This is a genomic window from Actinomadura chokoriensis (assembly GCF_039529475.1).
GTDB lineage: Bacteria > Actinomycetota > Actinomycetes > Streptosporangiales > Streptosporangiaceae > Spirillospora > Spirillospora bangladeshensis.
Map to the genome: position 1 here is coordinate 784,970 of NZ_BAAAMW010000001.1, position 24,183 is coordinate 809,152.

Genomic DNA, 24,183 nt, shown 5'->3' on the forward strand with positions numbered 1-24,183 from the left:
CGTAGGCGAGACCCAGAATGGTCTAGGTCACTCCGCAGCGCAATCCACAGCGGGTTCCGTTTGACTTTCCGGGTCCCGGAGAGGATCTCTCACACCGCACAGGATGGGAGGCGCAATGTCAGAAGGGTCCCACGCCGGCCAGCCGAGCTCGTGGATCGCCGTCGGCATCATATTCGCCGGTTTCGTCGTCGGCGGCGTCGCGCTCTGCCTCGGCCCGATGTGGATCATGTTCTGGGTCGGCGTCGGCATCGTGGTCGTCGGTTTCCTGGTCAGCTGGATGGTCCACCTGTTCGCCGACGTGGTCGTGGACGCGCCGCGCGTCATCCCCGAAATCGTCGACTACTCGCTGTTCGGCGCACGCTCGGACAAGCGCCGCGGCGGCGACCAGGGCGAGATCCTCGACATCCCGGTCTCGACCGACACCGAGGACACCCCGCACGGCTGACCCCGGCGCCCCTCAGGCATCCCGTGGTGCCGCGCCCCTTTTTTCACGTTCTTTCAACACCCCTCCACCCCACCCGATTCCCCGCACAGCGCCCCCGAGGACGTCCAGCACCCCACGCCCTCGCACCGCCAGAGCACACCGCGACCGTGGGCCGCTGCCGGCAGGGAGACCGGGAACCCCAGGCCGCGACGGTCACCGGGCCGCCCGGACGAGCCGCCGACGGCCAGAACCCGGGAGCGATGGCGATCGCCGAGCGGCCAGCGCCCCAACGACCCAACGACCCAACGACCCAACGACCCCGACGTTGCCCACAGCACACGGCGACCGCGAGGTGCTGCCGCCGGCAGCTTGGTCGGCCCCAGGTTGCGACGGTCGCCGGGCGCCGGATGGGCTGTCGGCTGTCAGAACCCGGAGTGCTTGTGGTCGCGGGTGGTCGGGCGGGCTGCTGGTGGTCAGGCGGGGGTTGTGGCGGCCAGGGCGTTCTTCAGCAGGGCCGGGGGGAGGGGTGTGCGCTCTACGCGGACGTCGTCGCAGCCGACCCAGGCGGCGGCTCGCCAGAGGGCCGTGGCGAGGGCCGCCGCGGAGGACTCCGTGCGGGCCGCGGTTCGGGTGGCCCAGGGCTCCAGGGACGCCTGGCGGGCGATGAGGGTGCGTCCCTCGCGGGCGGGGTCGACGCGTCCGATGAGGCGGCCGCCGGCGAGGAGCGGCATCGCGAAGTACCCGTGGACGCGCTTGTCCTTCGGGACGTACGCCTCCAGGCGGTGGTCGAAGCCGAAGACGCGGGAGGCGCGGGCGCGGTCCCAGACGAGCGAGTCGAACGGGGAGAGCAGCGTGGTGGCATGCCTGCCCCTGGGCGGGCTTGAGAGCGCCTCAGGGTCGGCCCAGGCGGGCTGGGACCACCCGTCCACCCTGGCAGGGACGAGCCCGGTCGCCTCGATCACGCGGTCGACCTGGTCCTGCCTGATCCGGTAGTAGTCGGCGAGGTCGGCGCGGGTCGCGACACCCAGCGCACGTCCGGCACGGGCCACCAGCGCGGTCAGGCAGGCGTCGTCGTCCAGGTCCTGTGCGAGCAGTTCCGGCGGGACGGCGCGCTCGGCGAGGTCGTAGACGCGGCGCCAGCCGACCCGCTCGACGCAGACGACCTCGCCGATGTCCAGCAGCCACTCGATGCCGATCTTGTGGTCGCTCCAGTCCCACCACTCGGCGCTCGCCTTGGCGCCGCCCAGCTCCTTGGTGGTGAGGGGGCCGTCCGCCTTCAGGCGGGCGCGGACGTCGTCGCAGACGCCCTCCGGCACCTTGTGCCACCGCCACCCGCGCTCCAGGTAGGCGCGCCTCCGGAACGCGAACAGCGGCCAGTCGGCCATGGGGATCACAGACGCCGCATGCGCCCAGTACTCGAACGCCGGATACCCCGTGCTTCTGTCGGACGTGCCGGATCCACGCCTACCGCCTCCACCGGGCACGCCGCCGTTGATCTCGCCCTCAACGGACACGACACCGCCTCCACCGGGCACGCCTCCATTGGTCTCGCCTCCGCCGGGTGCGACACCGCCGCCGCCGGGCACGCCGCCGTTGCTCTCGCCTCCGCCGGGCGCGACACCGCCGTCGCCGGGCTTGGCTTGGCCTTGCTTCGGGCGGGCGCGTTCGCTCCGTCCGGCCCCGTTGGGGGCGCGCCGCTCGGTGGGGCGGGAGCCGTTGCCCCAGTAGGCGGCCTCGATGGCGGTGCGCTTCACCGGGCCCAGGCGCGCGTACGGCACCAGCTCGTGGGAGCGCGCGAGGACCGAGATCGTGTCGAGCTGGACGGCGCCGAGCCGCTCCAGCATCGCGGGGACCCCGCCCTTCGGGCGCGCGCCCAGGAAGCCCTGGGCGCGCAACTGGAGCCGCCGCGCGTCGTCCGCGCCGAGCCGGACCTCGTCGGACATACCTGTACCGGAAGCTGCCTCTACCACGCTCGCGATGCTACGGCACAACACCGACAAAACCGGATTGCCGGTCTCGCCCGCGTGCGAACGCCGGGCCGCCGCCCGGCCTGCGACGGGCCTCCGGCCGATCCCGCGGGGGCCGGCGGGGTGGTCAGGTGATCTCCAGGAGCTTCTCGCGGACGGCGTAGACGACGGCCTCCATCCGGGAGTGGAGCTGGAGCTTCTCCAGGATGTTGCGGACGTGGTTCTTCACCGTGTTCTCGGAGATGAACAGCTCGCGGGCGATCTCCCGGTTGCCGAGGCCGCGGGCGACGAGGCGCAGCACCTCCATCTCGCGCTCGGTGAGGCGCGGTGCGGGGACCTGCTGCGTCCGCTCCTCGCTGCGCTTGGCCAGCGCGGCGAACTCGGTGATCAGCTTGGACGCCATCGAGGGGCTGATCAGCGACTGGCCGCCGTACACCGCGCGGACCGCCTGCGGGACCTCGTCGATGGAGATCTCCTTGAGCAGGTAGCCGCTGGCCCCGGCCTTGATCGCCTCGAAGAGGTCCTCCTCCTCGTCGCTGATGGTCAGCATGACGATCTTCGCGCTGGGGGCGGCGTCCTTGATGGCGGTGCACGCCTCGATGCCGCTGCGGCGCGGCATCCGGATGTCCATCAGGACGACGTCGGGCAGCAGGTCGCCGGCCATCTCGACGGCCTCGTGCCCGTCGCCGCCCTCGCCGATGACCTCGATGTCGTCCTCGCCCTGGAGGACCATCTCCAGCCCCCGCCGGAACAGCGCGTGGTCGTCGACGATGAGCACGCGGATGGGGTCGGCCGCTCCGGGCGGCGGCGCCTCCCGGCCGGCGGGGGCGGCGTCGGCGCCGGTCGGACGGGGTACCGCCGCGGCGTCGCGAGGCTCGGGATTCTCGCTCACCAGAGTCGCGGCGTGGAGAAGACGCCGCTTCCCCCCTTCACTACTCAGCGATCTGGAATTACCGGAGGGTTGTCGTCCAACGGGATCGTCCTCGGGAACTTACGGGGTCCGGGGGCGATCCCGGGGGATTTCGGACCGGGGTGTCTCCCGATCAACCGCTGCGCGTCCCGGGAAGGTTCCCGGGACGCGCAGCGCCCGTGGATCGGCTGATGCGCCTTTTCAGATCATGACATGGTTCCGGCGGTGACGTGACGCGTCCACCCCATCACCGCGCCCTCCTCCGGCGGGCGGGAGGGCTCACTCTTCGACGAGCCTGATCACTCCGTAGTCCCAGCCTCTTCTCCGGTATACGACCGAGGGGTGCCCGGTGGCCTTGTCGCGGTACAGGAAAAAGTCGTGGCCGACGAGTTCCATCTCGAAAAGGGCCTGCTCGATGCCCATCGGCTCGGCCTTGTGGAATTTCTCGCGGACGACGAGGGGGCCGTCGCCGTCCATGGGGATCGGCACGAGGTTCTCGTCGCGGGAGACGGGCTCGGCCGGCGCCGGGGCCGCCTCCGCCGCTTCAGGGACGGGTTCGGGGAGCGCCTCGGGGAGCGTCTCCATTGTGGCGAGCTTGGCACGGCCCTTGCCGTTCTTGCCGTAGTTCTTCAGGCCGTGGCCCTTGCGCCGTTCGGAGCCGCGGCGCAGCCGCGACTCCAGCTTGTCGAGCGCGAGGTCGAGGGCGCCGTACCGGTCGTCGGCGGCGGCCTCGGCCCGGATCACCGGGCCGCGGGAGCGGATCGTGAGCTCCACCCGTTCGCGCTGGTCGGCCAGCCGCGGGTTGCGTTCCTCGGACACCTCCACATCAACGCGGATCACCTTCTGGTCGAGTCGTTCGATCTTGGCCAGTTTGTTGTCGACGTGCCGACGGAACCTGTCGTTGACCTCGGTGTGCCGGCCCCTAACGGTGATGTTCACGCGGGGACCCCCCTTCTCCCGGTTGCGCTGTCACCCTCCCCGGGACCCCTGCCGGTCCCGGACGGGCACCACAGGACGGTGGGTCGCACCCGCCCGGCCGACCTGGTCTTCGTCCCCACATCCGCCTGCTGAGGGGCTCGCGGCGCTCTCGCCACTACTGCCCTTCTCCCGGTTCGGGGGATGTCGGATCCCCCGATGGGGCAGGACTTACCTCTAAGGCGCACCGTGATCGGTCGACGAGAAGTCGCCTTACGTGGGCCGTTTCGCCTGCGCCTGGCATCGGCTAGCCGGACCGTCTGCCGTGCTCCTGACGAGCACTGCGATCCGACGCAACCACGGACCCGGGCGGGTGCCATGTCAGGAACGCTAACCCCTTACGCGACGAATGTCAGGGGGGTGGACGGAGGAAAAACTCACGGACCGTCATCGACGCCTGCCACAGCGGGTACCCCCACCCGCACCGGGACACCCCATCACCAGCCGTGAACCCCGGTGCGCAGGGCGCTCCCGCTCCCCGCACCCGCCCAGGTCAGCCCCGACTGGCCCCCAGGTGAGTTTGAGGAAAGCTCTACCCCCTCAACGACGCAATGTGACCCAAATAACCCCACCCACCCCCACAACCCTGACCAAGCCGGACACCCTCCAACTACTCCACGTAGCTAACCACCACCCCCCGCCTCAAAAGTGAAGAAAGTCACCATTCGCCCACCTCTACGGCTCACCTGGAACGGCGGCCGCTCACAGTCCGGCAAGACCGCCTGCACCCCTCGGCCACCCCAACGCCCCACCGGTAACGGCGCCACGGCGCGGCGGACGGCTCACCAGGGGCGGCGGCGGGGGGTGGCGGCGATGGTGGCCGCGCCGGTGATGGCCGCGCCTGCGGCTCGCAGGGCGCGTGCCGCTTCAGCCAGCGAGGCGCCGGTCGTGACCACGTCGTCGACCAGCACGACCTGGCGGCCGGCCACGTCGGCCCTCGCCTCGATGGCGCCGCGCAGGTTGGCCGCGCGCTGGTCTGCCGTGAGCCCGGCCTGGTCGGCGACACGACCGCGCTGCCGGAGGGCGTCCAGCATGGTCAGCGGCACGCCCTCCGCCCGCAGGCGCCGTACCGCGGCCTCGACCAGCCCCCGCAGGGGGTCATGTCCCCGCCGCCGCACGGCCCCCCGCCCCGAGGGCACCCACACCACGGTCGGCATTCGGACCGCGGCGTCGGCCATCACCGGCGCCGGCGCGGCCGGGCGGCCCCGGGGCAGTGCGTCGCTCGCAGCCGGAGGGTCGGGGCCCGGCGCGCTCCCGCGGCAGGCGCGCCGGTCCGGGGCGAGGGCGGCTTGGAGGGAGGTTGCCAGGGCCTCCCCCAGCGGGACGGCGAGGGACGTCCGGCCGCGTTCCTTGTAGGCGGCCAGGATCGCGCGCAGAGGGCCCTCATAGGCGGCCACCGTCCACAGAGGCGGGAGACCGGCCGGCGCGGCCCTGGCGGGCCGTGCGGACGCGCGGAGAGCCCTCCCGCACCCGTCGCAGAGCAGCACGGGCTGCTGCCCGCACCCCGCGCACCGCTCGGGCAGCAGCAGATCGATCAAGTCATCGAGAATTCCCACGCCCCCGACGATGCCGCCCCGCCCCGCCTCGCGTCCGTCACTCCCGCAACTGTGGATAACCGCCGTTATCCACAGTTGCGCACTTCGCTTCGCAAGCCCGGCGGACGGCACGATCCTGGATGCGGGTGTTCCGCCCGCGAGCGTTCAGCTCGGATTTCCGCTTCCCGCTCCGCCCGCTGCGAGACGGCTCGCGGGGTAGGTGGGGTCCTCAGCCGGGGTGGGGCGACCTGTCTCTCACCCGTCCGATGGGGGCGGCTTAGCGGGGATAGGCCGGGGTCCTTGGCTGGGGTGGGGTGACCCGTTTTCCGTGTGCTGGGGTGGGTTAGCGGGGGTAGGTGGGGTCCTTGGCGGGGGTGGGGCAGATCCAGGGGCTGTAGGAGTTGGTGGGGGTGCGTTGGCGGCAGATCTGGTCCTTGCCGGACGAGCGGGTGCCGATCAGGATCGGGGCGCCGGGGGCGGCGGCGATGGTGCGGGGTTCGCCGAGGGAGCCGACGCCCAGGGACGTGATGGCGCTGCCGCTGATCGGCATCAGGAACGGCAGGGTCTGCGAGTCGCGCTTCGCGCGGCCGAGGACGGCGAGGGTGCCGTAGTCGCGCCAGGCGAGGTCGACGGCGTCCTGGAGCTCGGAGCTGACCGGCAGGAACGAGCCGACGTCCAGGGAGCCGTCCGGGTCGTGGGCGATGCGGCCGAGCTGCACCTGGGGGCGGCCGTCGATGCCGGCGATCACGACGGCGCGGACGCCGTCGCGGGCGACGCGGAAGGCGAGAACCTCGCGGCCGCCGAGGCCCCAGTGGGCGGCGCGCACGAAGCCCTTGCCGGGGCGGCGCACCCACAGCCACGATTCGTCCTTCTTGGTCTCCACGACCCACAGAGTGCCGTCGCGGCTCCAGGACGGGGCGGTGAAGCGGGCGCCGTCGTGCGCGGTGAGCAGGACGCGGGGCGCGGGCGCGCCGGTGACGGGCGCGGCGACGAGGACCTGCGTCGCGTCGCTGCTCAGCCCGGCGAACTCCTGGTAGCCGGGCGAGACGGCGGGGCGGGACAGCCGCCCGGCGGGCCCGGTGACGACCGGCTGGGCGCGGTCGCCCTCCAGGGTGCCGAGGTAGCCGGACGGGCCGACGACGTAGGCGTTCTGGTGGGCGCCCTCCTGCGTCGCGCCGCCGTCCGGGGAGTTCTCCTCCCACGCGTTCACCGGCTGCGTGGCGTCCATGCCGTCGGGGACGACGGTCTCCCCCTCGATCCGCAGCCGCCACTGCTTGATCTCCGAGAGCTGCCGCATGGTCCAGCTGAGCTGCGCCGACATGCGCTCGACGTCGCCGCCGCGGGCCTGCCCGGTGAGGTCGACGGTGGCGACCTCCTTGTCGACCTGGACGCCGCGGCGCAGCCGGGTGCCCTCGGGGAAGGCGCTGTCGACGGCGCCCGACAGCCAGGAGGTGGGCCCGGCGAGCAGGGCCTGGACGAGCTGGGTCGGCAGCGACTGCCGGTTCGCGACCGGGAGGAACACCCCGTTGGGGACGAGGGTGTGCCGGTCCGGCGCGAAGAAGAAGAGGTTGACGGTGCGCATGGCGCGCTCCACGTCGTCCTTGGTGAGCAGCAGGCCCGACTTCTCGTCGCCGGGCAGGCCGGTGATGCGCCAGACGCCCTGCGGCGTCTTGGCGAGCTGGAAGGCGGCGTCGAAGGGCTTCGGGGCCGCGGTGTACTGGCCGTCGGCGGTGATCGTGCCGAGCTGGTCGCCGGTGATCCGGACGGTCGCCTGGTTCCCCGACTGCTTGATCACGTGCGGGTCGGTGACGCGGCTCGCGAGGACGGTCACGAAGGGCCGCAGCCCCGGGTTCCAGGACGTCTGCCCGCTCAGGTACATCTTCGCGACCTTGTGGCCGTCGTCGAAGCTGCCGGACGCGGCGAGGAACCCCGAGACGATCTCGGCGGGCCCCCAGTCGGGCCGCGGCTTGACCGGGATGAGCCGGACGTAGGGGTCGTCGACGCGTTCGGCGCGCTCGGCGGGCTTGCCGCTGACGACCTGCCCGCCGCTCGGCACGCTCGCGCAGCCGGCGCCGCCGAGGACGAGGACGGCCAGCGTCAGCAGGCCGGTGACCCGGTGGGCCCGGCGGGTCCGGCGGGCGCAGGCGCTCATTCGCCGGCCTCCAGTTCCGCGAACAGCGGCCGCGCGTCGCCGGCGCCGGGCGGGACGAGCGGCAGCGGCGAGCCGCGCAGCTCGGCCCCGGCGACGCGGGGCAGCGACAGGCGGAACTGGGAGCCCGCGCCGGGCTCCCCCCAGGCCTGCAGCCATCCGCCGTGGAGCTGCGCGTCCTCCCGGGAGATCGACAGGCCGAGCCCGGTGCCGCCGGTGGTGCGGGCGCGGGCCGGGTCGGCGCGCCAGAAGCGGTCGAAGACCATCTGCCCCTCCCCGGGCTTCAGGCCGACCCCGTGGTCGCGGACGGCGACGGCGACGGCGTCGCGGTCGGCGGCGACGGAGATGATGATGTCCTCCCCCTCGCCGTGCTCGACGGCGTTGACGACGAGGTTGCGCAGGATGCGCTCGACGCGGCGCCGGTCGACCTCGGCCATGCAGGGTTCGCCGGGCAGCTGCAGGACGACCTTGCTGCCCTTGCGCTCGGCGAGGCCCTGGATGTCGCCGACGACGCGCAGCACGAGGTCGCGCATGTCGAGGGACTCGGCGTCCAGCGTCGCGGCGCCCGCGTCGTGCCGGCTGATCTCCAGCAGGTCGGCGAGCAGCGACTCGAACCGCTCCAGCTGGCTCTGCAGCAGCTCGGCGGACCGTCCGACGGCGGGGTCGTCGAAGGTGTCGCGGTACTCGTAGAGCATGTCGGCCGCGATCCTGATCGTGGTCAGCGGCGTGCGCAGCTCGTGCGAGACGTCGGAGACGAACTGGCGCTGCACCTGCGACAGGTCCTCCAGCTCGCCGATCTTCTCCTGGAGGTTGGCGGCCATGTCGTTGAAGGAGCGGGCGAGGCGGGCCAGGTCGTCCTCGCCGCGGACCCTCATGCGCTCTTCCAGGCGTCCCGCGGCGAGTCTCTGCGCGCCCTGCGCGGCGAGCCGCACCGGGATGACGACCTGCCGGGTGACCAGCGAGGCGATCGCGGCCAAGAGCAGCACCAGGACGATGCCCACCCCGGCCAGGGAGCGGCTCACATTGGTGAGGGTCTGCTGTTCCTGCGTCAGCGGGAACAGGTAGTACAGCTCGAACTGGCCCGTCCGTCCGCCGACGATGAGGCCGCGCTCGTCGGCCCTGCCGCCGAGGTAGGAGAGCTTGCCGTAGGTGTACGCGCGCGAACCGGCCGGTGCCGTCTTGAGCTCTTCGCGAAGCCGCTTGGGGACGCTCTCCGGGCGCAGCTCGTTGGTCGTGTACCCGTCGAAGTACTGCTCGTTGGTGTCGCGGATGTAGACCTCATAGAGCCCGGACGGCCCGCTACGCGACTTCAACCGGTCGATCGTCGAGTTGAGCCTGCTGCCGTCCCCGGCGGAGTTGCCCAGGTCGCGCTGGACCTGCGCCAGGCCGTCGTCCAGTTGGAGCCGTGCCGCCTTGACCTTGCCGTCCATCAGCGCGGACGACATCTGCTGCATCAGGAACGCGCCCAGGATCGCCACCACGATCGCCGAGATGAACAGCGTGGAGGTGACGACGCGTACCTGGATCGACCGGCGCCAGCGCAGGTAGGCGGCGCCGATGGCGGAGCTCAGCACGCGCCGCAGCGCGATCAGCCCGCGCCGGACGTACCGGATCGCCCGCCTCATGTCGGCTTTCATGAGGGGTTCGCGAGGCGGCGGGCGGACCCACCCTGGGTCGGGACGTACTGGACGGTCATCGGCGTGTCACCGCAACGGGGAACGGGGCGCTGTGCCGGGGAAAGGGGAGGGAGCGGCGGGGGCTCAGGCGGGCCCGGCCTTGTAGCCGACACCGCGCACGGTGACGACGATCTCGGGACGCTCGGGGTCCTTCTCGATCTTGGCGCGGAGCCGCTGGACGTGCACGTTGACCAGCCGGGTGTCGGCCGCGTGCCGGTAGCCCCACACCTGCTCCAGCAGCACCTCGCGGGTGAACACCTGGCGCGGCTTGCGGGCGAGGGCGACGAGCAGGTCGAACTCCAGCGGGGTCAGCGGGATGTGCCGGTCGCCGCGCTTGACCGAGTGGCCGGCGACGTCGATGGTGATGTCGCCGATCTGCAGGGTCTCGGGCGCGGGCTCGTCGGTGCGGCGCAGCCGCGCGCGGACGCGGGCCACCAGCTCCTTGGGCTTGAACGGCTTGACGATGTAGTCGTCGGCGCCCGACTCCAGGCCGAGGACGACGTCCACGGTGTCGCTCTTGGCCGTCAGCATGACGATCGGCACGCCGGACTCGGCGCGGATCTGCCGGCAGACGTCGATGCCGTCGGCCCCCGGCAGCATCAGGTCGAGCAGCACGAGGTCCGGCCGGGTCTCCCGGAACGCCTCGAGCGCCTTGTCGCCGTCGTGCACGAACGAGGGTTCGAAGCCCTCGCCACGCAGCACGATGCCGAGCATTTCGGCGAGTGCGAGATCGTCGTCGACGACCAGTACACGTCCTCTCATGGCCCTCATCGTCACAAAATCGGGGTTCGGTGGAGTGGGGCGCGATGCTCCGGCGCCACCTTGCCAGGGAGAGATATACCTTGGCGTGCAAGGTTACCCGCGTTTGCGTCGTACATGGCTCCCCCGCATCGGGTGGGCGGCTCGGATCGTACAGGTGACTCCTCAAACCAGCGCAAGGTTGACATCCCGTACATGACAGGATGACCTGACCCGCTCAGAGACCGCAGGGAAACCGCACCGCTGGGAACGCAGGGAGCCGAGAATGCCGGGACCGGACGGCTGGGACGACGACGCCGACGCCACCGATGTGGTGCGGGGCGTCCCGTTCCGTCCCATGTCCGTCTCGGAGATGCTGGACGGCGCGATCGCCGGGATCCGCCGCCGGCCGCGCACCACGCTGGGCCTGTCGGTGGCGATCAGCACGGTGATCCAGGTGGCGAGCTCGGTCGCCGCGTACTTCTTCATCGGCGACGAGGCCCGCGACGAGGTCACCCCCGAGGTGCTGCTGGAGTCGCTCGGCGCGCAGGCCACCCTGACCGTGCTCGGGCTGGTGCTGTCGGCGTTCGGGATCCTGCTGATGGCGGGGCTGATGGCGCCGATCCTCGGCCGCGAGCTGGTCGGGCTGCCGATCGCGCCGCGGCAGGCGTGGCGGGACGCCCGCCCGCGCCTCGGACGGCTCGTCGGCACCGCGCTGGCCGTCATGGGCCTCTCGCTGGGCGCGCTGCTGCTGCCGGCCGTGCCGTTCTTCGCGCTGATCGCGGTGGACGCGCACCCGGCGTTCGGCGCGCTCGCCGGGATCTTCGGGTTCCCGGTCGGCATCGGCCTGATGGTGTGGCTGTACATCCTGTTCGTGCAGGCGGTCCCGGCGGTCGTCCTGGAGCGGCGGACGGTGACGGGCGCGCTGCGCCGGGCCGTCGCCCTGTCCAAGGGCCGCTGGTTCCGGACCTGCGGGACGCTGCTGCTCGCGCTGCTCGTGACCGTGTTCATGGGCTTCTTCGCGCTCCGCATCCCGTTCCTGTTCGTGCAGCTGGTCTTCTTCGGGGACGCGTCCGGCAGCGAGGCGACGATGGGCGCGCTCGCGGTCGACACGGCCGGCCGGATCGTCAGCTGGTCGGTGGTGCTGCCGTTCGACGCGGGCGTGATCGCGCTGCTCTACATGGACCGGCGGATGCGCCGCGAGGGCTTCGACCTGGAGCTGCGCAGCCGGGGCCGGTCCGCCGCCGCGATCACGGCCGCCGCCGCCGGAGCCGCCGGTGCCGCCGGTGCCGACCCGGGCGGCGCGCGCGAGGACGGGTTCATCGACCTCTGGCGGACCGATCCGGTGCCCGCCCGACCGTGGACGGGAGCGAACCCGTGATCCTCGACCCGATCGGCCGCGACGAGGCCCGCGAGCTGGCCCGCCGCGAGCTGGAGAAGCAGATCTACCAGCGCGACAGGCCGTCGATGCTGGAGCGCTGGTGGGACGAGTTCGCCGAGTGGCTGCAGGACCTGTTCAACCGGGCGCCGAACCCGGGGTCGCAGGGCAGCGGCGGCGGCTGGGTGTCCATCGCGATCATCGTGATCATCGCGCTCGTCGCGGTCGGGCTGGTGGTGTGGCTGATGTGGGGCCGGCGCAACCTCCGCTCCCGCACGGACCCGCTGCTGGACGAGGCGCCGTCCACGGCGCTCGACCACCGGGCGGCGGCCGAGCGGCACGCGGCGGCCGGGCAGTGGGCCGAGGCGATCCGCGAGCGGCTCCGCGCGATCGCCCGCGACCTGGAGGAGCGGGCGGTGCTCGCGGCGCGCCCCGGCCGGACCGCGGACGAGCTGGCGGCCGAGGCGGGCGAGGCCGTGCCGGAGCTGGCGGACGAGCTGGCGGCGGGCGTGCGGATCTTCGATGACGTCTGGTACGGCGACCGCCCGGGGACCGCGGAGGGGTACGCGCGGATGACGGACCTGGACGAGCGGCTGCGGGCGATGAAGCCGAAGCCGCTGGAGAGCGACGACCTCAGCCTGGCCGGGGCCGACGGGGACGGGGGCCCGCGGTGGTGACGCGGGCCCGGCCCGAGTCCGCGCCGGCCGAGCCGTCCGCGCGGCAGGTCGCGGGCCGCCGCTGGCGGTCGGCGCGCGGCGTCGTCGCGGTGCTGCTCGCGCTGGCCGTGATCGCGGTGATCCTGGCGGCGCTGCGCCCGTCGACGCCGCCGGAGGCGCTCGACCCCGAGTCGCCGAAGCAGGACGGCGCGCGGGCGCTCGCGGAGATCCTCCAGCAGCACGGCACCCCGGTGGTCGTGTCGCGGACCGTCCAGGACGCCCTCGTCGCCACCGAGCCGAACGACACCCTGGTCGTGACGCGCACCGAGCGGCTCACCGACGACGACCTGCGGATGCTGAGCGGGACGCAGGTCGATCTGCTCCTCGTCCGGCCGACGGCGTACGCGCTGGACGAGATCGCCCCGCAGGTGCGGCGCAGCGGCCCGAGCTTCGAGGAGACCGCCGCGCCGGGCTGCGCGCTGCCGGTCGCGTCCCTCGCCGGGACGGTCGCCTTCCACGAGTCGGAGACCTACGAGATCACCGGCCCGGGGACGGCGTGCTACCCGACCGAGTACGGCGGCGCCCGGGTCGTCCAGGTGTCGACCGGGTCCCGGACGGTCACCGTGCTCGGGTCGGCCTCGCCGCTGACGAACCGGCGGCTCGCCGAGGAGGGCAACGCCGCGCTCGCCATGAACCTGGCCGGGGCCGGCAGGACGACGGTGTGGCTCGTCCCGAACCTGCCGGAGCCCGGCGAGGCCGCCGGGCGGCAGTCGCTCGGCGACCTGCTGCCGTTCGGCGTCAAGCTGTTCTTCCTGGAGCTGCTGGTGGCGGTGCTGCTGGTGGCCCTGTGGCGGGCCCGCCGGCTCGGCCCGGTCGTCGCGGAGGCGCTGCCCGTCATCGTCCGGTCCGCGGAGACGGTCGAGGGGCGCGCCCGCCTGTACCGGGCCGGCCGCGCCCGCGACCGCGCGTCGGACGCGCTGCGCTCGGGCGCCCGCGAGCGGCTCGTCCCCCTCCTCGGGCTGCCCCTCGGCAGCGCGCAGGATCCCTCCGCCGCACAGGAGATCGTCGCGACGGTCGCCCGCCGCACGGCCTACGACGAGACGTACGTCGGGGCGGCCCTGTACGGTCCCGAACCCTTGGACGACGCCGGGCTCATCGCCCTCACCGACGTCCTCGACGACCTGGAAAGGCAGGTACGGCAGTCTTGAACACCCCTGTAGAGCTCGGGAAGGACGACGTGCCCGGCAGCGGGCCGGCCGCGCTGTCCGAGGAGGCCCGGCGGCAGGCCGAGACGGCCCGCGCGGCGCTGACGGCGCTGCGCGGTGAGGTCGCCAAGACGGTCGTCGGCCAGGACTCCGTGGTGACCGGCCTCGTCATCGCGCTGCTGTGCCGCGGCCACGTGCTGCTGGAGGGCGTCCCGGGCACCGCCAAGACGCTGCTCATCAAGACGCTGTCGCGGGCCCTCGACCTGGACTTCAAGCGCGTCCAGTTCACCCCCGACCTGATGCCCGGTGACGTCACCGGATCGCTGGTCTACGACAACCGGACGGCGGAGTTCGAGTTCCGCGAGGGCCCCGTCTTCACCAACCTCCTGCTCGCCGACGAGATCAACCGGACGCCGCCGAAGACGCAGGCGTCCCTCCTGGAGGCCATGGAAGAGCGTCAGGTCTCGGTAGAGGGCGCCGCGCGCGCTCTGCCCGACCCCTTCGTGGTGTGCGCGACGCAGAACCCGATCGAGTACGAGGGCACCTACCCCCTGCCCGAAGCCCAGCTCGACCGGTTCCTCGTGAAGCTGACCGTGCCCGTCCCCACGCGGGACGAGGAGATCGCCATGCTCCAGCGGCACGCGACCGGGTTCGACCCGCGCGACCTGTCGGCGGTGAAGGCGGTCGCGGGCGCGGGTGAGCTCGCCGCGGGCCAGGCCGCCGTCAGGACCGTCCACCTCGACCCCAAGGTCGCCGCCTACGTCGTGGACCTGTGCCGGGCGACCCGCCAGTCCCCGTCGCTGCAGCTCGGCGTCTCGCCGCGCGGTGCGACGGCGCTGCTGGCGACGTCCCGCGCGTGGGCGTGGCTGTCGGGCCGCGACTACGTCACGCCGGACGACGTGAAGGCGCTGGCCCGGCCGACGCTGCGGCACCGCGTCCAGCTGCGTCCCGAGGCGGAGCTGGAGGGCGCGACCGCCGACGGCGTGCTGGAGGGCATCCTCGCCCACGTCCCCGCCCCGCGCTGATGGCGCTGACCGGACGCCTGGGGCTGCTGGCCCTGCTCGGCGCGCTCGTCCCGCTGATCGCGCCGAGCTGGTGGACGCTGTTCGCGGTGTGGGGCGCCCTGCTGCTCGGCGTCGTCGCCGACCTCGCCCTGGCCGGGAACGTGCGGGCGCTGCGCTTCCACCGCGCGGGCGACACCAACGTGCGCCTCGGCGAGACCGCCCAGGTCGCGCTGATCGTGGAGAACCTCGGCCGGCGGCGCCTCAAGGCCAGGCTGCGGGACGTGTGGCCGCCCAGCGCGGGCGCCGCGCCCCGCACGGTCAAGGTCGACGTGCCGGCCGGTGAGCGGCGCCGCGTCGACATGGCGCTGACGCCGACGCGGCGCGGCGACCGCAAGGCCGTCACCGTCGTCGTCCGCTCCGTCGGGCCGCTCGGGCTGGCCGCGCGGCAGCTCTCCCGCTCCGCCCCCTGGACGGTGCGGGCCCTGCCTGCGTTCCCGTCCCGCCGCCACCTGCCGGCGAAGCTGGCGCGGCTGCGCGAGCTGACCGGCGCGCACGTCGCGCTGATCCGCGGGCAGGGCACCGAGTTCGACTCGCTGCGCGAGTACGTGGACGGCGACGACGTCCGGTCCATCGACTGGCGGGCCACCGCGCGGCGCGGCGACGTCGTCGTCCGGACCTGGAGGCCCGAGCGCGACCGGCGGATCTACCTGGTGCTCGACACGGGCCGCACGTCCGCCGGCCGGGTCGGCGACATCCCCCGGCTGGACTGCTCGATGGACGCGGCGCTGCTGCTCGGCGCCCTGGCGTCCCGCGCCGGCGACCGCGTCGACCTGCTCGCCTACGACCGGCGCGTCCGGGCCCGCGTGGAGGGCGCGTCCCGGACGGACCTGCTGCCCGCGATGGTGCACGCCATGGCCCCGCTGGAGCCGGAGCTCCTCGAATGCGACGCGGCCGGGATGGTGTCGACGCTGATGGCGCGCGTCCGGCAGCGGTGCCTGGTCGTGCTGCTGACCGAGCTGAACACGGCCGCGATGGAGGAGGGGCTCCTGCCGCTCCTGCCGCAGCTCACCGCCCGGCACCTGGTCATGATCGCCGCCGTGTCGGACCCGCGCGTCGGCGAGATGGCGTCCGCGCGCGGCGACCTCGCGGCCGTGTACGACGCGGCCGCCGCCGAGCGCGCCCGCGCCGAGCGCCACCGCCTCACCGCCGAACTCCGCGGCCACGGCGTAGAAGTCGTGGACGCCCCACCCGACGAGATAGCCCCCGCCCTGGCCGACGCCTACCTCGCCCTCAAAGCCGCGGGCAGACTCTGATCCGCCCGTCAGCCGGCGACGGGGGCGGTGTCGGGGCGGAGGTCGGCGTCGCCGGTCTCGCCCTGGCGGGTGGCGCGGCGGCCGAGGACGATCACGTAGCTGAGGAAGGCGGCCTCGGCGACGACGCCGATCGCGATGCGCAGCCAGGTGATGTGCACCCAGCCCGTCACGAAGCCCTCGATCAGGCCGGACACCAGCAGCACCGCGACGAGCCCGATCGCGATGCTGACGGCGGCGCGGCCCTCCTCGGCGAGGGCCTGGCCGCGGCGGCGCGGGCCCGGGTCGATGATCGTCCAGCCGAGTTTCAGGCCGCCCGCGACGGCCAGGTAGACGGCGGTCAGCTCCAGCAGGCCGTGCGGGAGGATCAGCCCGAAGAACACGTCGCCCTTGCCGTTCGCGAACATCAGCCCGCCGATCAGCCCCAGGTTGAGCTGGTTCATCAGCAGCACGTACACGGTCGGGATGCCGAGCAGGATCCCGAAGATCAGCGCGATCGCCGACACCCAGGCGTTGTTCACCCATACCTGGAACGCGAACGACGCCGCCGAGTGCTCGGTGTAGTAGTTGGCGAAGTCGTGGTCGACCAGCTCGCGGATCTCCTGCGGCGTGCCGATGCTCGCCTGCACCTCCGGGCTGTGCACCACCCAGATCGCGAGCGCGAGGGCGAGCAGGTTGCCGAGGACGGCGTTGCCGAGCCACCACCACTTCATCCGGTACGCGACGACCGGGAACGTCACGGTCGCGAAGCGGGTGACGTCCCGCCAGAGCGGCGCGTGGGCGCCGGCCACCGCCGCCCTGCCGCGCGCCACCAGCGACGACAGCCGGCTCACCAGCTGCGGGTCGGGCGAACTGGACCGGACGACCGACAGGTGCGTCGCCGTCCGCTGGTACAGCTCGACCAGTTCGTCGGCCTCGGCGCCCGATAGCCTGCGCCTGCGGTTGATGAGGTGCTCCAGGCGCATCCAGTCGGCGTTGTGCGCGGCCACGTAGGCGTCGACGTCCACCCGGCGAGACTAACGTGTCGGCTCACCGAACCGGCAAAATGGACCGACCACCCGCATTTGGAGGATCAGGACATGGCCGAACTCGTCACCGGCGAGGCCGTCGCGCTCGACATCCGCGTCGCGCGCCTGGCCAGCCGGGGCTGCGCCTTCCTGCTCGACCTGATCTTCCAGGTGGTGATCCTCTACATCGTCGTCTACGTCACCGCGATGACCTCGCTCGTCGCGGACGAGGCGTGGACGATCGGGCTGACGCTGGTCGGGACGGTCGCCGTCCTCGTCGGCTACCCGTGCGTGCTGGAGACGCTGCTGCGGGGCCGGACGCTGGGCAAGATGGCGGTCGGGCTGCGCGTGGTCGGCGACGACGGCGGGCCGGTCCGGTTCCGGCAGGCGCTCGTGCGGGCGCTCGCCGGGGTCATCGAGTTCTGGACGTTCTACGGCTCCCCCGCGCTGATCACCTCGTTCTGCAACCGGCGCGGCAAGCGGCTCGGCGACCTGTTCGCGGGGACGATCGTCATCAAGGACCGGGCCCCGGCGGCGGCGCTGTTCGGCCCGGTCGCGGTGATGCCGCCGCAGCTCGCCTGGTGGGCCCGCACGCTGGAGATCTCGATGCTGTCGGACGAGCTGGCGATGACGGCCCGGCAGTACCTGTCGCGGTTCTGGGAGCTGCTGCCGGAGGTGCGCGACTCGCTGGGCCAGCGGATCGCCTCCCAGGTCGTCGCCGTGATCAGCCCGCCCCCGCCGCCGGGGGTGCGGCCGGAGATCCTGCTGTCGGCGGTGCTCGCCGAGCGCCGGTACCGCGAGGAGGTGCGGCTCGCCGAGCGCCGCGCCCGCCGCATGCGCCGCCTCGGCCTGCCCGCCTGGGGGCCCGGCCCGGCGCCGGTTCCGGCGCCCGTCCCGGCGATGGCGGTCGCCGGGCCGCCGATGCACTACGGCCCCGTCCGGCCCGGCCCGCCCGCCCCGCCGCCGTTCAGCGCCCCCGCCCCGGGGCAGCCGCAGTTCCTGCCGCCCCAGAACTACGGCGCCGGCCCGTACCAGAACGTCTTGGGCCTTCCCCGCACGCCGGACGGCTCCTAGAATCCGAATAAATTTCGGGTTTTGGAGGCGGGATGCGCGTACGGACGGTCCTCGGCCGGATCACCCTCACGGCGACACTCGCCCTGACCCCCGCCTTCGTCACCGCCCCCGCCGCAGGCGCCGACACGGCCCCGCTCCCGGCGATCACCGACGACCAGGGCCGGACGCTGATTCTGCACGGGCTGAACACGTCGGGCAGCGCCAAGGGCCCGACCGGGCTGCCCTGGATCACCCGGGACGACGTCGTCCGGGAGGCGCGCGACCTCGGCACGAACTCCGTCCGCTACGTGCTCCAGTGGAAGAACATCGAACCGGAGCCGGGACGGTACGACGAGGCCCACCTGGACGACATCGCCGAACGCCTGGCCTGGTACCGCGAGCAGGGGATGCACGTCATCCTCGACATGCACCAGGACATCTACGGGCCCGCCGCCTGCAAGGGCGCGGGGGACGGCGCCCCGGCCTGGGCCACCATCACCGACGGCCTGCCCTGCACTCCGCAGGACCCATGGGTGCTCACCTACCTGCAACCGGCCGTACTGCGCGCCTACGACAACTTCTGGAACAACACCGGCAAGCACCCGGAACTGATGCAGCGCTACACGGCGATGTGGAAGCACGTCGCGGAGCGCTTCGCGCACGACCCCGCCGTGCTGGGCTACGACCTCATGAACGAGCCGTTCGGCGGGACGCGGCAGCTCGGTTTCTTCGAGGGCCCCATCCTGACGCCGTTCTACCAGCGCATCGTCAACGCGATCCGTGAGGTGGACGGTGACAACTGGGTGTTCGTGGAGCCGCAGGCACTCGGCCCCAACGAAGGGTCGGAGACGTCACTCGGCACGGTCCGCGACCCGCGTCCGGGTGGGCCGCGCATCGTTCTGGCACCGCACTTCTACCCCGGCGGGGTCGACCTGGGCGGCTCTTACGACGGCGTGGCGAAGCTGCTCGTCCAGGCGCAGTTCGCGCTGTGGAAGCGGAACATGCCCGCCGCCGCGCGGCGCCTCGACACCCCGATGTGGCTCGGCGAGGTCGGCGGCATGGGGCAGGGCGCGCCGGGCGCGGCCGACTTCACCGGCGACTGGCTCTCCATGGCGGACGAGCTGGGCATCGGCTGGGCGTACTGGTCGAACGACCCGGGCTCGTCCGGCGTCGTCGACGGCGACGGGAAGCCGACCCTGTTCACCAAGCTGCTGGCGCGCCCGTACCCGCGCGCCGTCGCCGGCACGTTGACCAAGACCTCCTACGCCGACGGCGCCCTGACCGTCGCCTGGCGCAACAAGCCCGGAGTGACCGGGCCCACGGAGATCTGGTTCCCCGTCACCCCGAAGGTCACCTCGACCGACCCCGGCGGGAAATGGTGGACGCGCTGGGACGCGGACCGGCACGTCCTCTCAGTGTGGGCCGACCCCGGAACGGCGTCCCACACCGTCACCGTCAAGCCCTAGCCCGGGAGGGTGCGGAGCCTGTCGTTGAGGGTCGGGCGGAGCTTCTTCAGGCACAGCACCGGGAGGTACGCGCCGTCCCTGGTCAGGTAGTTCGTGGCCTCGGACGGGCACTCCCGCTGCGTCCTCACGCGGCCGACGACCTTGGCGATGGCCAGGGTGGAGCCGCAGTCGGCCTTGTCCAGGTCGCCGACGTTGAACGAGGGGTCCTTGATGCAGTCGCCGGGCGACAGCACGCCGCCGCCGGGGCCGAGGCACACGACCGGCTTGGCGAGCTCGCCGCCGCCGAACGACCGCATCTTCATGACCTCGAGCGTCTTCGACGGGCAGGACTGCTCCGTGGCGACGCGCGCGACGACCTTCCCGTACCAGCCCGCCCGGGCGCACGGCTGCTCCATGCCGAAGCCGATCGAGCCGCTGCTCACGCAGTCGCCGGCGGACAGGAACGCGCCGCCCGCGCCGGGGTCGCCCGGATGCGGGCCCTTGAGGTTGCGGACGCACGCCTCGTAGTAGTGCTTGTCGGTGTCCTCGGCGCGGACGTTGGTGACGCCGTCCGTCCCGCCGGGGCAGTCCGGCTCGGAGCGGGACGTGTAGGTGAAGCCGGACGCCTCGCCCTCATCGGTGATCTTGATGATCTCGGCCTTGGCCGCGGCGTCGTCGCAGCCCACCCGGAGGCTCGCGGGGATGCGGTTCCCGTCGCCCATCCCGAAGCCCCTGTCGACGCACTGCTCCGCCTTCACCGGGCCGCTCGGCGCACCGCTCCCCTGCAGGAGCATGAACCCGGTCGCGCCGACGAAGAAGACCACCGCGGCGGCGATCACCACCCAGACGATCGGCGACGGCTTCCCGGCGCGCGGCGGCGGCGCCCCGAACCCGGGCTGCCCGTAGGGCGGCACCGGCGCCTCCGGCGGAGGGAACGGCCCGCCCGACGGCGGGATCCGCGCGCCCTGCGGCGCGAACCGCGGGCCCGGCGGCGGCGCGGGGCGCCCCTGCTCCTCCGGCCCGCCCGGTGGCTGCCCCTGCATGTCCGCCTCCTTGATCACGAAGGGGACAAAGGTATCGAATGCGCCCCATCGATGCGCCCGGTTCGGGACCGCCCTAGAAGTTGGGAGGCGTCTCCAGATCGGTGAGTTCGATGCCGGGTCCGGCCAGCAGGACGTCGCCGGCCAGATGGATCGTCTCCACCTCTCCCGTGGCCAGGTCCGTGACCTCGTACTCCTGGACGGGCAGGGGCGCCGTCTCGGTCTCGTAGGCGGACGTCCCGGCATGGCGCCAGCGCCACACGGTCGTCAGCGCCGAGAGGGACGCCCCGCTCACCTGGACGAGGCGGACGTCGGTCCGCGCGCCCTCGTCCAGCTCCAGCGAATGCGCGATCGCGACCAGGAACCCCGGCGAATCGGACACGAACCCCGCCGCGCGCTCGCCGTGCTCGGTGCCCGACTCCCCCGCCGCGCGCACCCAGGCCAGCTCGGGCCCGGCCAGGCCGCCGCGCAGCCACCAGCCGGGCGTGACGAGTTCGACGCGGATCTGCCGCCACCGCGCGTCCACGACGAGGTCGACGCGGACGCCGTCGTCCCGCCGGGACGTGTAGCGCCAGCCGCCGGGGCCGGGCGCGCACTGGAAGCGCTCCTCGACCCCCTCGTCCAGGTGCAGGTACGTCCCGGCCGGCATCAGGAGCCGATGCGCCAGGAGTGGAGGTAGTCCTCCTGGTCCGGGGTCAGCAGGTCGATGGAGATGGACATCGACGCCAGCTTGAGCCGGGCCACCTCCGTGTCGATCTCCTTGGGCACCTCGTGGACGGCCGCCGGCAGCGTCGCGTGCGACTTCGCGAGCCACGCGCACGTGAGGGCCTGGTCGGCGAACGACATGTCCATGACGGCGGCGGGATGCCCCTCCGCGGCGGCCAGGTTCACCAGGCGCCCCTCGGCGAGCAGGACCAGGCGCCGGCCGTCGGCCAGCACGTACTCGTCCGTCTGCGGCCGGATACCGCGGTGCACCTCGACCGCCATCTCGCTCAGCGCCCGCACGTCGATCTCGACGTCGAAGTGCCCGGAGTTCGCGAGGATGGCGCCGTCCTTCATCACCGCGAGATGGTCGGCGTTCACGACGTCGCGGTTCCCCGTGACCGTGATGAAGACGTCGCCGTCCGCGGCGGCCTCGGCCATGGGCCGGACGGCGAAACCCTGCAGCGCCGCATCGAGCGCCTTGACGGGGTCGATCTCGGTGACGACGACACGCGCGCCCAGGCCCCGGGCACGCTCGGCCAAGCCGCGGCCGCAGTATCCGAAGCCCGCGATGACGATGGTCTTGCCGGCCAGCAGCGTGTTCGTCGCGCGCACGATTCCGTCCAGCGTCGACTGGCCGGTCCCGTAGCGGTTGTCGAACATGTGCTTCGTGTCGGTGTCGTTGACCGCGACCATGGGGAACTTGAGCGCGCCCTCGCGCGCCATCTGGTGCAGCCGGATCACCCCGGTCGTCGTCTGCTCGCACCCCGCCTTGACCGTGCCGAGCAGGTCCGTCCGGTCGATGTGGAGCGTGTTGACGAGATCGCAGCCGTCGTCCAGCACGAAGTCGGGCCCGGTCTCCAGCGCCTGGTGGATGTGGGCGTAGTACCCCTCGCGGTCGGTCCCCGCCCGCGCGAAGACCTCGGCCCCGTACTCGTGCACGAGCGCCGCCGCGGTGTCGTCCTGCGTGGAGAGCGGATTCGACGCCGCCAGCGCCACACTGGCCCCGCCGGCCTGGAGCGTACGGATCAGCCCGGCCGTCTCGGTCGTCACGTGCATGCACGCCGCGACCTTGAACCCGTCCAGCGGCCGCTCTTCAGCGAACCGCTCCCGGATCTGCCGCAGCACCGGCATGCTCCGCTCGGCCCACCCGATCCGCTTGACCCCCTCATAAGCCAGCGAACCATCCGCGATATCGCTCATCTGCTCCCTCATGCGCACCTACATCAGCCACCGGCCCAGCCACCGCCGACCCTAAGCGCCGCGATTGCGTCCGAAGGCAGGATCGAGCCTGCGAGATCCTGATCGCGCAGCGAGCCGCTGGGCGAGGCGGAGCGATGCAGCAATCGCACGCGTCGCCCTTGGGGCAGGCACCCTCAGGCGCCTGCCCCAAGGGCAACGCAGAACAACTCAGTACCGGTAGTGGTCCGGCTTGTAGGGGCCTTCCACGTGGACGCCGATGTAGGCGGCCTGCTCCTTGGTGAGCTCGGTGAGCTTGACGCCGAGGGCGTCGAGGTGGAGGCGGGCGACCTTCTCGTCCAGGTGCTTGGGCAGGACGTAGACGCCGATCGGGTACTCGTCGGTCTTGGTGAACAGCTCGATCTGCGCGATGACCTGGTTCGTGAAGGAGTTGGACATCACGAACGACGGGTGGCCGGTGGCGCAGCCGAGGTTCATCAGGCGGCCCTCGGCGAGGACGATGATCGAGTGGCCGTCGGCGAAGCGCCACTCGTGCACCTGCGGCTTGATCTCGATCTTCTCGATGCCCTCGATCTTGGCGAGGCCGGCCATGTCGATCTCGTTGTCGAAGTGGCCGATGTTGGAGACGATCGCCTGGTGCTTCATCCGGCGCATGTGGTCGGCCGTGATGATGTTGAAGTTGCCGGTGGTCGTCACGAAGATGTCGGCCTTGTCGACGACGTCGTCCAGGGTGGTGACCTGGAAGCCGTCCATCGCGGCCTGCAGCGCGCAGATCGGGTCGATCTCGGTGACGATGACGCGGGCGCCCTGGCCCTTCAGCGCGTCCGCGCAGCCCTTGCCGACGTCGCCGTAGCCGCACACGACCGCGACCTTGCCGCCGATCAGCACGTCGGTGGCGCGGTTCAGGCCGTCGATCACCGAGTGGCGGCAGCCGTACTTGTTGTCGAACTTCGACTTGGTGACCGAGTCGTTCACGTTGATCGCCGGGAACGCGAGGGTGCCGGCCTTCGCCATCTCGTAGAGGCGGTGGACGCCGGTGGTGGTCTCCTCGGTGACGCCCTTGATCGCGGCGGCGGTCTCGGTCCAGCGGCCCGGCTTCTCGGCGATCGTGCGGCGCAGGGTGTCGAGGATGATGCCCCACTCCTCGGGGTCGTCCTCGGTGGCGGCCGGCACGGCGCCCGCCTTCTCGTACTCGGCGCCCTTGTGGACGAGGAGGGTCGCGTCGCCGCCGTCGTCCAGGATCATGTTCGGGCCGGTGCCGTCCGGCCACTGGAGGGCCTGGTCGGTGCACCACCAGTACTCTTCGAGCGTCTCGCCCTTCCACGCGAACACCGGGACGCCCTTCGGGTCGTCGGCGGTGCCGTCCTTGCCGACGACGATCGCGGCGGCGGCGTGGTCCTGGGTGGAGAAGATGTTGCAGGACACCCAGCGGACGTCGGCGCCGAGTTCCACCAGCGTCTCGATCAGCACGGCCGTCTGGATCGTCATGTGCAGCGAGCCCATGATCTTGGCGCCGCGCAGCGGCTTGGCGGCCGAGTACTCCTCGCGCACCGCCATCAGGCCCGGCATCTCGTGCTCGGCGAGCCGGATCTCCCGGCGCCCGAAGTCGGCCAGCGACAGGTCGGCGACCTTGTAGTCCATGCTTTCGTTGCTCCCTTGGTGATGGCGGCGCCGTCCGCGTGTGCGGGCCGGTACGCGAGGGCTTGACGCGTCCGTCGGACCGCGTCAACGCCGCGAGTCTACGGGCGGGCGGCGGGGGATGGCACGGCCGGACGCGACTTTCTGACACTGATTTGTCAGAATCGACCC

General features: G+C 72.5%; 20 protein-coding genes. 8 read left to right on the forward strand and 12 right to left on the reverse strand.

The window, feature by feature from the left end; all coding sequences use genetic code 11:
* Window positions 1–115 precede the first annotated feature (115 nt).
* Window positions 116–445, forward strand: coding sequence for an HGxxPAAW family protein (locus tag ABFX46_RS03745; RefSeq protein ID WP_346039906.1), 330 nt, complete (start codon window positions 116–118; stop codon window positions 443–445).
* 452 nt (window positions 446–897) lie between these two features.
* On the opposite strand, the gene ABFX46_RS03750 is transcribed toward ABFX46_RS03745, so the two are convergent.
* From ABFX46_RS03750 to mtrA, 7 genes are all read right to left on the reverse strand, one after another.
* Entirely contained in the window at window positions 898–2,367 is a 1,470-nt protein-coding gene (locus tag ABFX46_RS03750; protein WP_346039907.1) for a winged helix-turn-helix domain-containing protein, read from the reverse strand.
* Between the two features lie 151 nt (window positions 2,368–2,518).
* On the reverse strand, window positions 2,519–3,283 hold the full coding sequence (locus tag ABFX46_RS03755) for a response regulator (protein WP_163063984.1): 765 nt from the start codon (window positions 3,281–3,283) through the stop codon (window positions 2,519–2,521).
* A 297-nt stretch (window positions 3,284–3,580) separates the two neighbouring features.
* Window positions 3,581–4,240: a ribosome hibernation-promoting factor, HPF/YfiA family gene (gene hpf / locus ABFX46_RS03760; protein ID WP_163063983.1), complete on the reverse strand. Its 660-nt coding sequence runs from the start codon at window positions 4,238–4,240 to the stop codon at window positions 3,581–3,583.
* 818 nt (window positions 4,241–5,058) lie between these two features.
* The gene (locus tag ABFX46_RS03765) at window positions 5,059–5,832 is read right to left on the reverse strand and encodes a ComF family protein (protein ID WP_346039908.1); all 774 of its coding nucleotides are present in this window, start codon (window positions 5,830–5,832) and stop codon (window positions 5,059–5,061) included.
* A 322-nt stretch (window positions 5,833–6,154) separates the two neighbouring features.
* Window positions 6,155–7,963 (reverse strand): LpqB family beta-propeller domain-containing protein, encoded by a 1,809-nt coding sequence (locus ABFX46_RS03770; protein WP_346039909.1) that lies wholly within the window; start codon window positions 7,961–7,963, stop codon window positions 6,155–6,157.
* Window positions 7,960–9,585, reverse strand: a complete 1,626-nt coding sequence (gene mtrB / locus ABFX46_RS03775) for an MtrAB system histidine kinase MtrB (protein WP_346039910.1) — start codon at window positions 9,583–9,585, stop codon at window positions 7,960–7,962. Before mtrB ends, ABFX46_RS03770 begins: the two co-directional genes overlap by 4 nt.
* Window positions 9,586–9,720: 135 nt before the next feature.
* Window positions 9,721–10,398, reverse strand: coding sequence for an MtrAB system response regulator MtrA (mtrA, locus tag ABFX46_RS03780; protein ID WP_021598338.1), 678 nt, complete (start codon window positions 10,396–10,398; stop codon window positions 9,721–9,723).
* 262 nt (window positions 10,399–10,660) lie between these two features.
* Between mtrA and ABFX46_RS03785 the strand changes: the two genes are divergently transcribed.
* The 5 genes from ABFX46_RS03785 to ABFX46_RS03805 are packed head-to-tail and all read left to right on the forward strand — an operon-like array spanning window position 10,661 to window position 15,930.
* The gene (locus tag ABFX46_RS03785) at window positions 10,661–11,755 is read left to right on the forward strand and encodes a hypothetical protein (RefSeq protein ID WP_346039911.1); all 1,095 of its coding nucleotides are present in this window, start codon (window positions 10,661–10,663) and stop codon (window positions 11,753–11,755) included.
* On the forward strand, window positions 11,752–12,429 hold the full coding sequence (locus ABFX46_RS03790) for a DUF4129 domain-containing protein (protein WP_346039912.1): 678 nt from the start codon (window positions 11,752–11,754) through the stop codon (window positions 12,427–12,429). Before ABFX46_RS03785 ends, ABFX46_RS03790 begins: the two co-directional genes overlap by 4 nt.
* Complete coding sequence (locus tag ABFX46_RS03795) at window positions 12,423–13,616, forward strand: DUF4350 domain-containing protein (RefSeq protein ID WP_346039913.1); 1,194 nt, start codon at window positions 12,423–12,425, stop codon at window positions 13,614–13,616. The genes ABFX46_RS03790 and ABFX46_RS03795 overlap by 7 nt, the downstream gene beginning before the upstream one ends.
* 53 nt (window positions 13,617–13,669) lie before the next feature.
* Window positions 13,670–14,638 carry an AAA family ATPase gene (locus ABFX46_RS03800; RefSeq protein ID WP_428831210.1) on the forward strand — a complete coding sequence of 323 codons (969 nt, stop codon included), beginning with the start codon at window positions 13,670–13,672 and terminating at the stop codon, window positions 14,636–14,638.
* Window positions 14,638–15,930, forward strand: a complete 1,293-nt coding sequence (locus ABFX46_RS03805; RefSeq protein ID WP_346039914.1) for a DUF58 domain-containing protein — start codon at window positions 14,638–14,640, stop codon at window positions 15,928–15,930. The genes ABFX46_RS03800 and ABFX46_RS03805 overlap by 1 nt, the downstream gene beginning before the upstream one ends.
* Window positions 15,931–15,938: 8 nt before the next feature.
* Here ABFX46_RS03805 and ABFX46_RS03810 read toward each other — a convergent pair whose 3' ends face one another.
* On the reverse strand, window positions 15,939–16,934 hold the full coding sequence (locus tag ABFX46_RS03810; RefSeq protein WP_346039915.1) for a stage II sporulation protein M: 996 nt from the start codon (window positions 16,932–16,934) through the stop codon (window positions 15,939–15,941).
* 72 nt (window positions 16,935–17,006) lie between these two features.
* Between ABFX46_RS03810 and ABFX46_RS03815 the strand changes: the two genes are divergently transcribed.
* Both ABFX46_RS03815 and ABFX46_RS03820 read left to right on the forward strand, forming a co-directional pair.
* Complete coding sequence (locus tag ABFX46_RS03815) at window positions 17,007–18,008, forward strand: RDD family protein (protein WP_346039916.1); 1,002 nt, start codon at window positions 17,007–17,009, stop codon at window positions 18,006–18,008.
* Between the two features lie 32 nt (window positions 18,009–18,040).
* Window positions 18,041–19,453 (forward strand): cellulase family glycosylhydrolase, encoded by a 1,413-nt coding sequence (locus tag ABFX46_RS03820; protein ID WP_346039917.1) that lies wholly within the window; start codon window positions 18,041–18,043, stop codon window positions 19,451–19,453.
* Here the strand turns inward: ABFX46_RS03820 and ABFX46_RS03825 are convergent.
* The 4 genes from ABFX46_RS03825 to ahcY (ABFX46_RS03840) form a co-directional block, all read right to left on the reverse strand.
* Entirely contained in the window at window positions 19,450–20,475 is a 1,026-nt protein-coding gene (locus ABFX46_RS03825) for an LppU/SCO3897 family protein (protein WP_346039918.1), read from the reverse strand. The two genes, ABFX46_RS03820 and ABFX46_RS03825, sit on opposite strands and share 4 nt — an antisense overlap.
* A 73-nt stretch (window positions 20,476–20,548) precedes the next feature.
* Window positions 20,549–21,121, reverse strand: a complete 573-nt coding sequence (locus tag ABFX46_RS03830) for a hypothetical protein (RefSeq protein WP_346039919.1) — start codon at window positions 21,119–21,121, stop codon at window positions 20,549–20,551.
* A complete protein-coding gene (gene ahcY, locus ABFX46_RS03835; protein WP_346039920.1) occupies window positions 21,121–22,377 on the reverse strand; it encodes an adenosylhomocysteinase in 1,257 nt (418 codons plus the stop codon). Before ahcY (ABFX46_RS03835) ends, ABFX46_RS03830 begins: the two co-directional genes overlap by 1 nt.
* 207 nt (window positions 22,378–22,584) lie before the next feature.
* A complete protein-coding gene (ahcY, locus tag ABFX46_RS03840; RefSeq protein WP_346039921.1) occupies window positions 22,585–24,015 on the reverse strand; it encodes an adenosylhomocysteinase in 1,431 nt (476 codons plus the stop codon).
* Window positions 24,016–24,183: the final 168 nt, after the last annotated feature.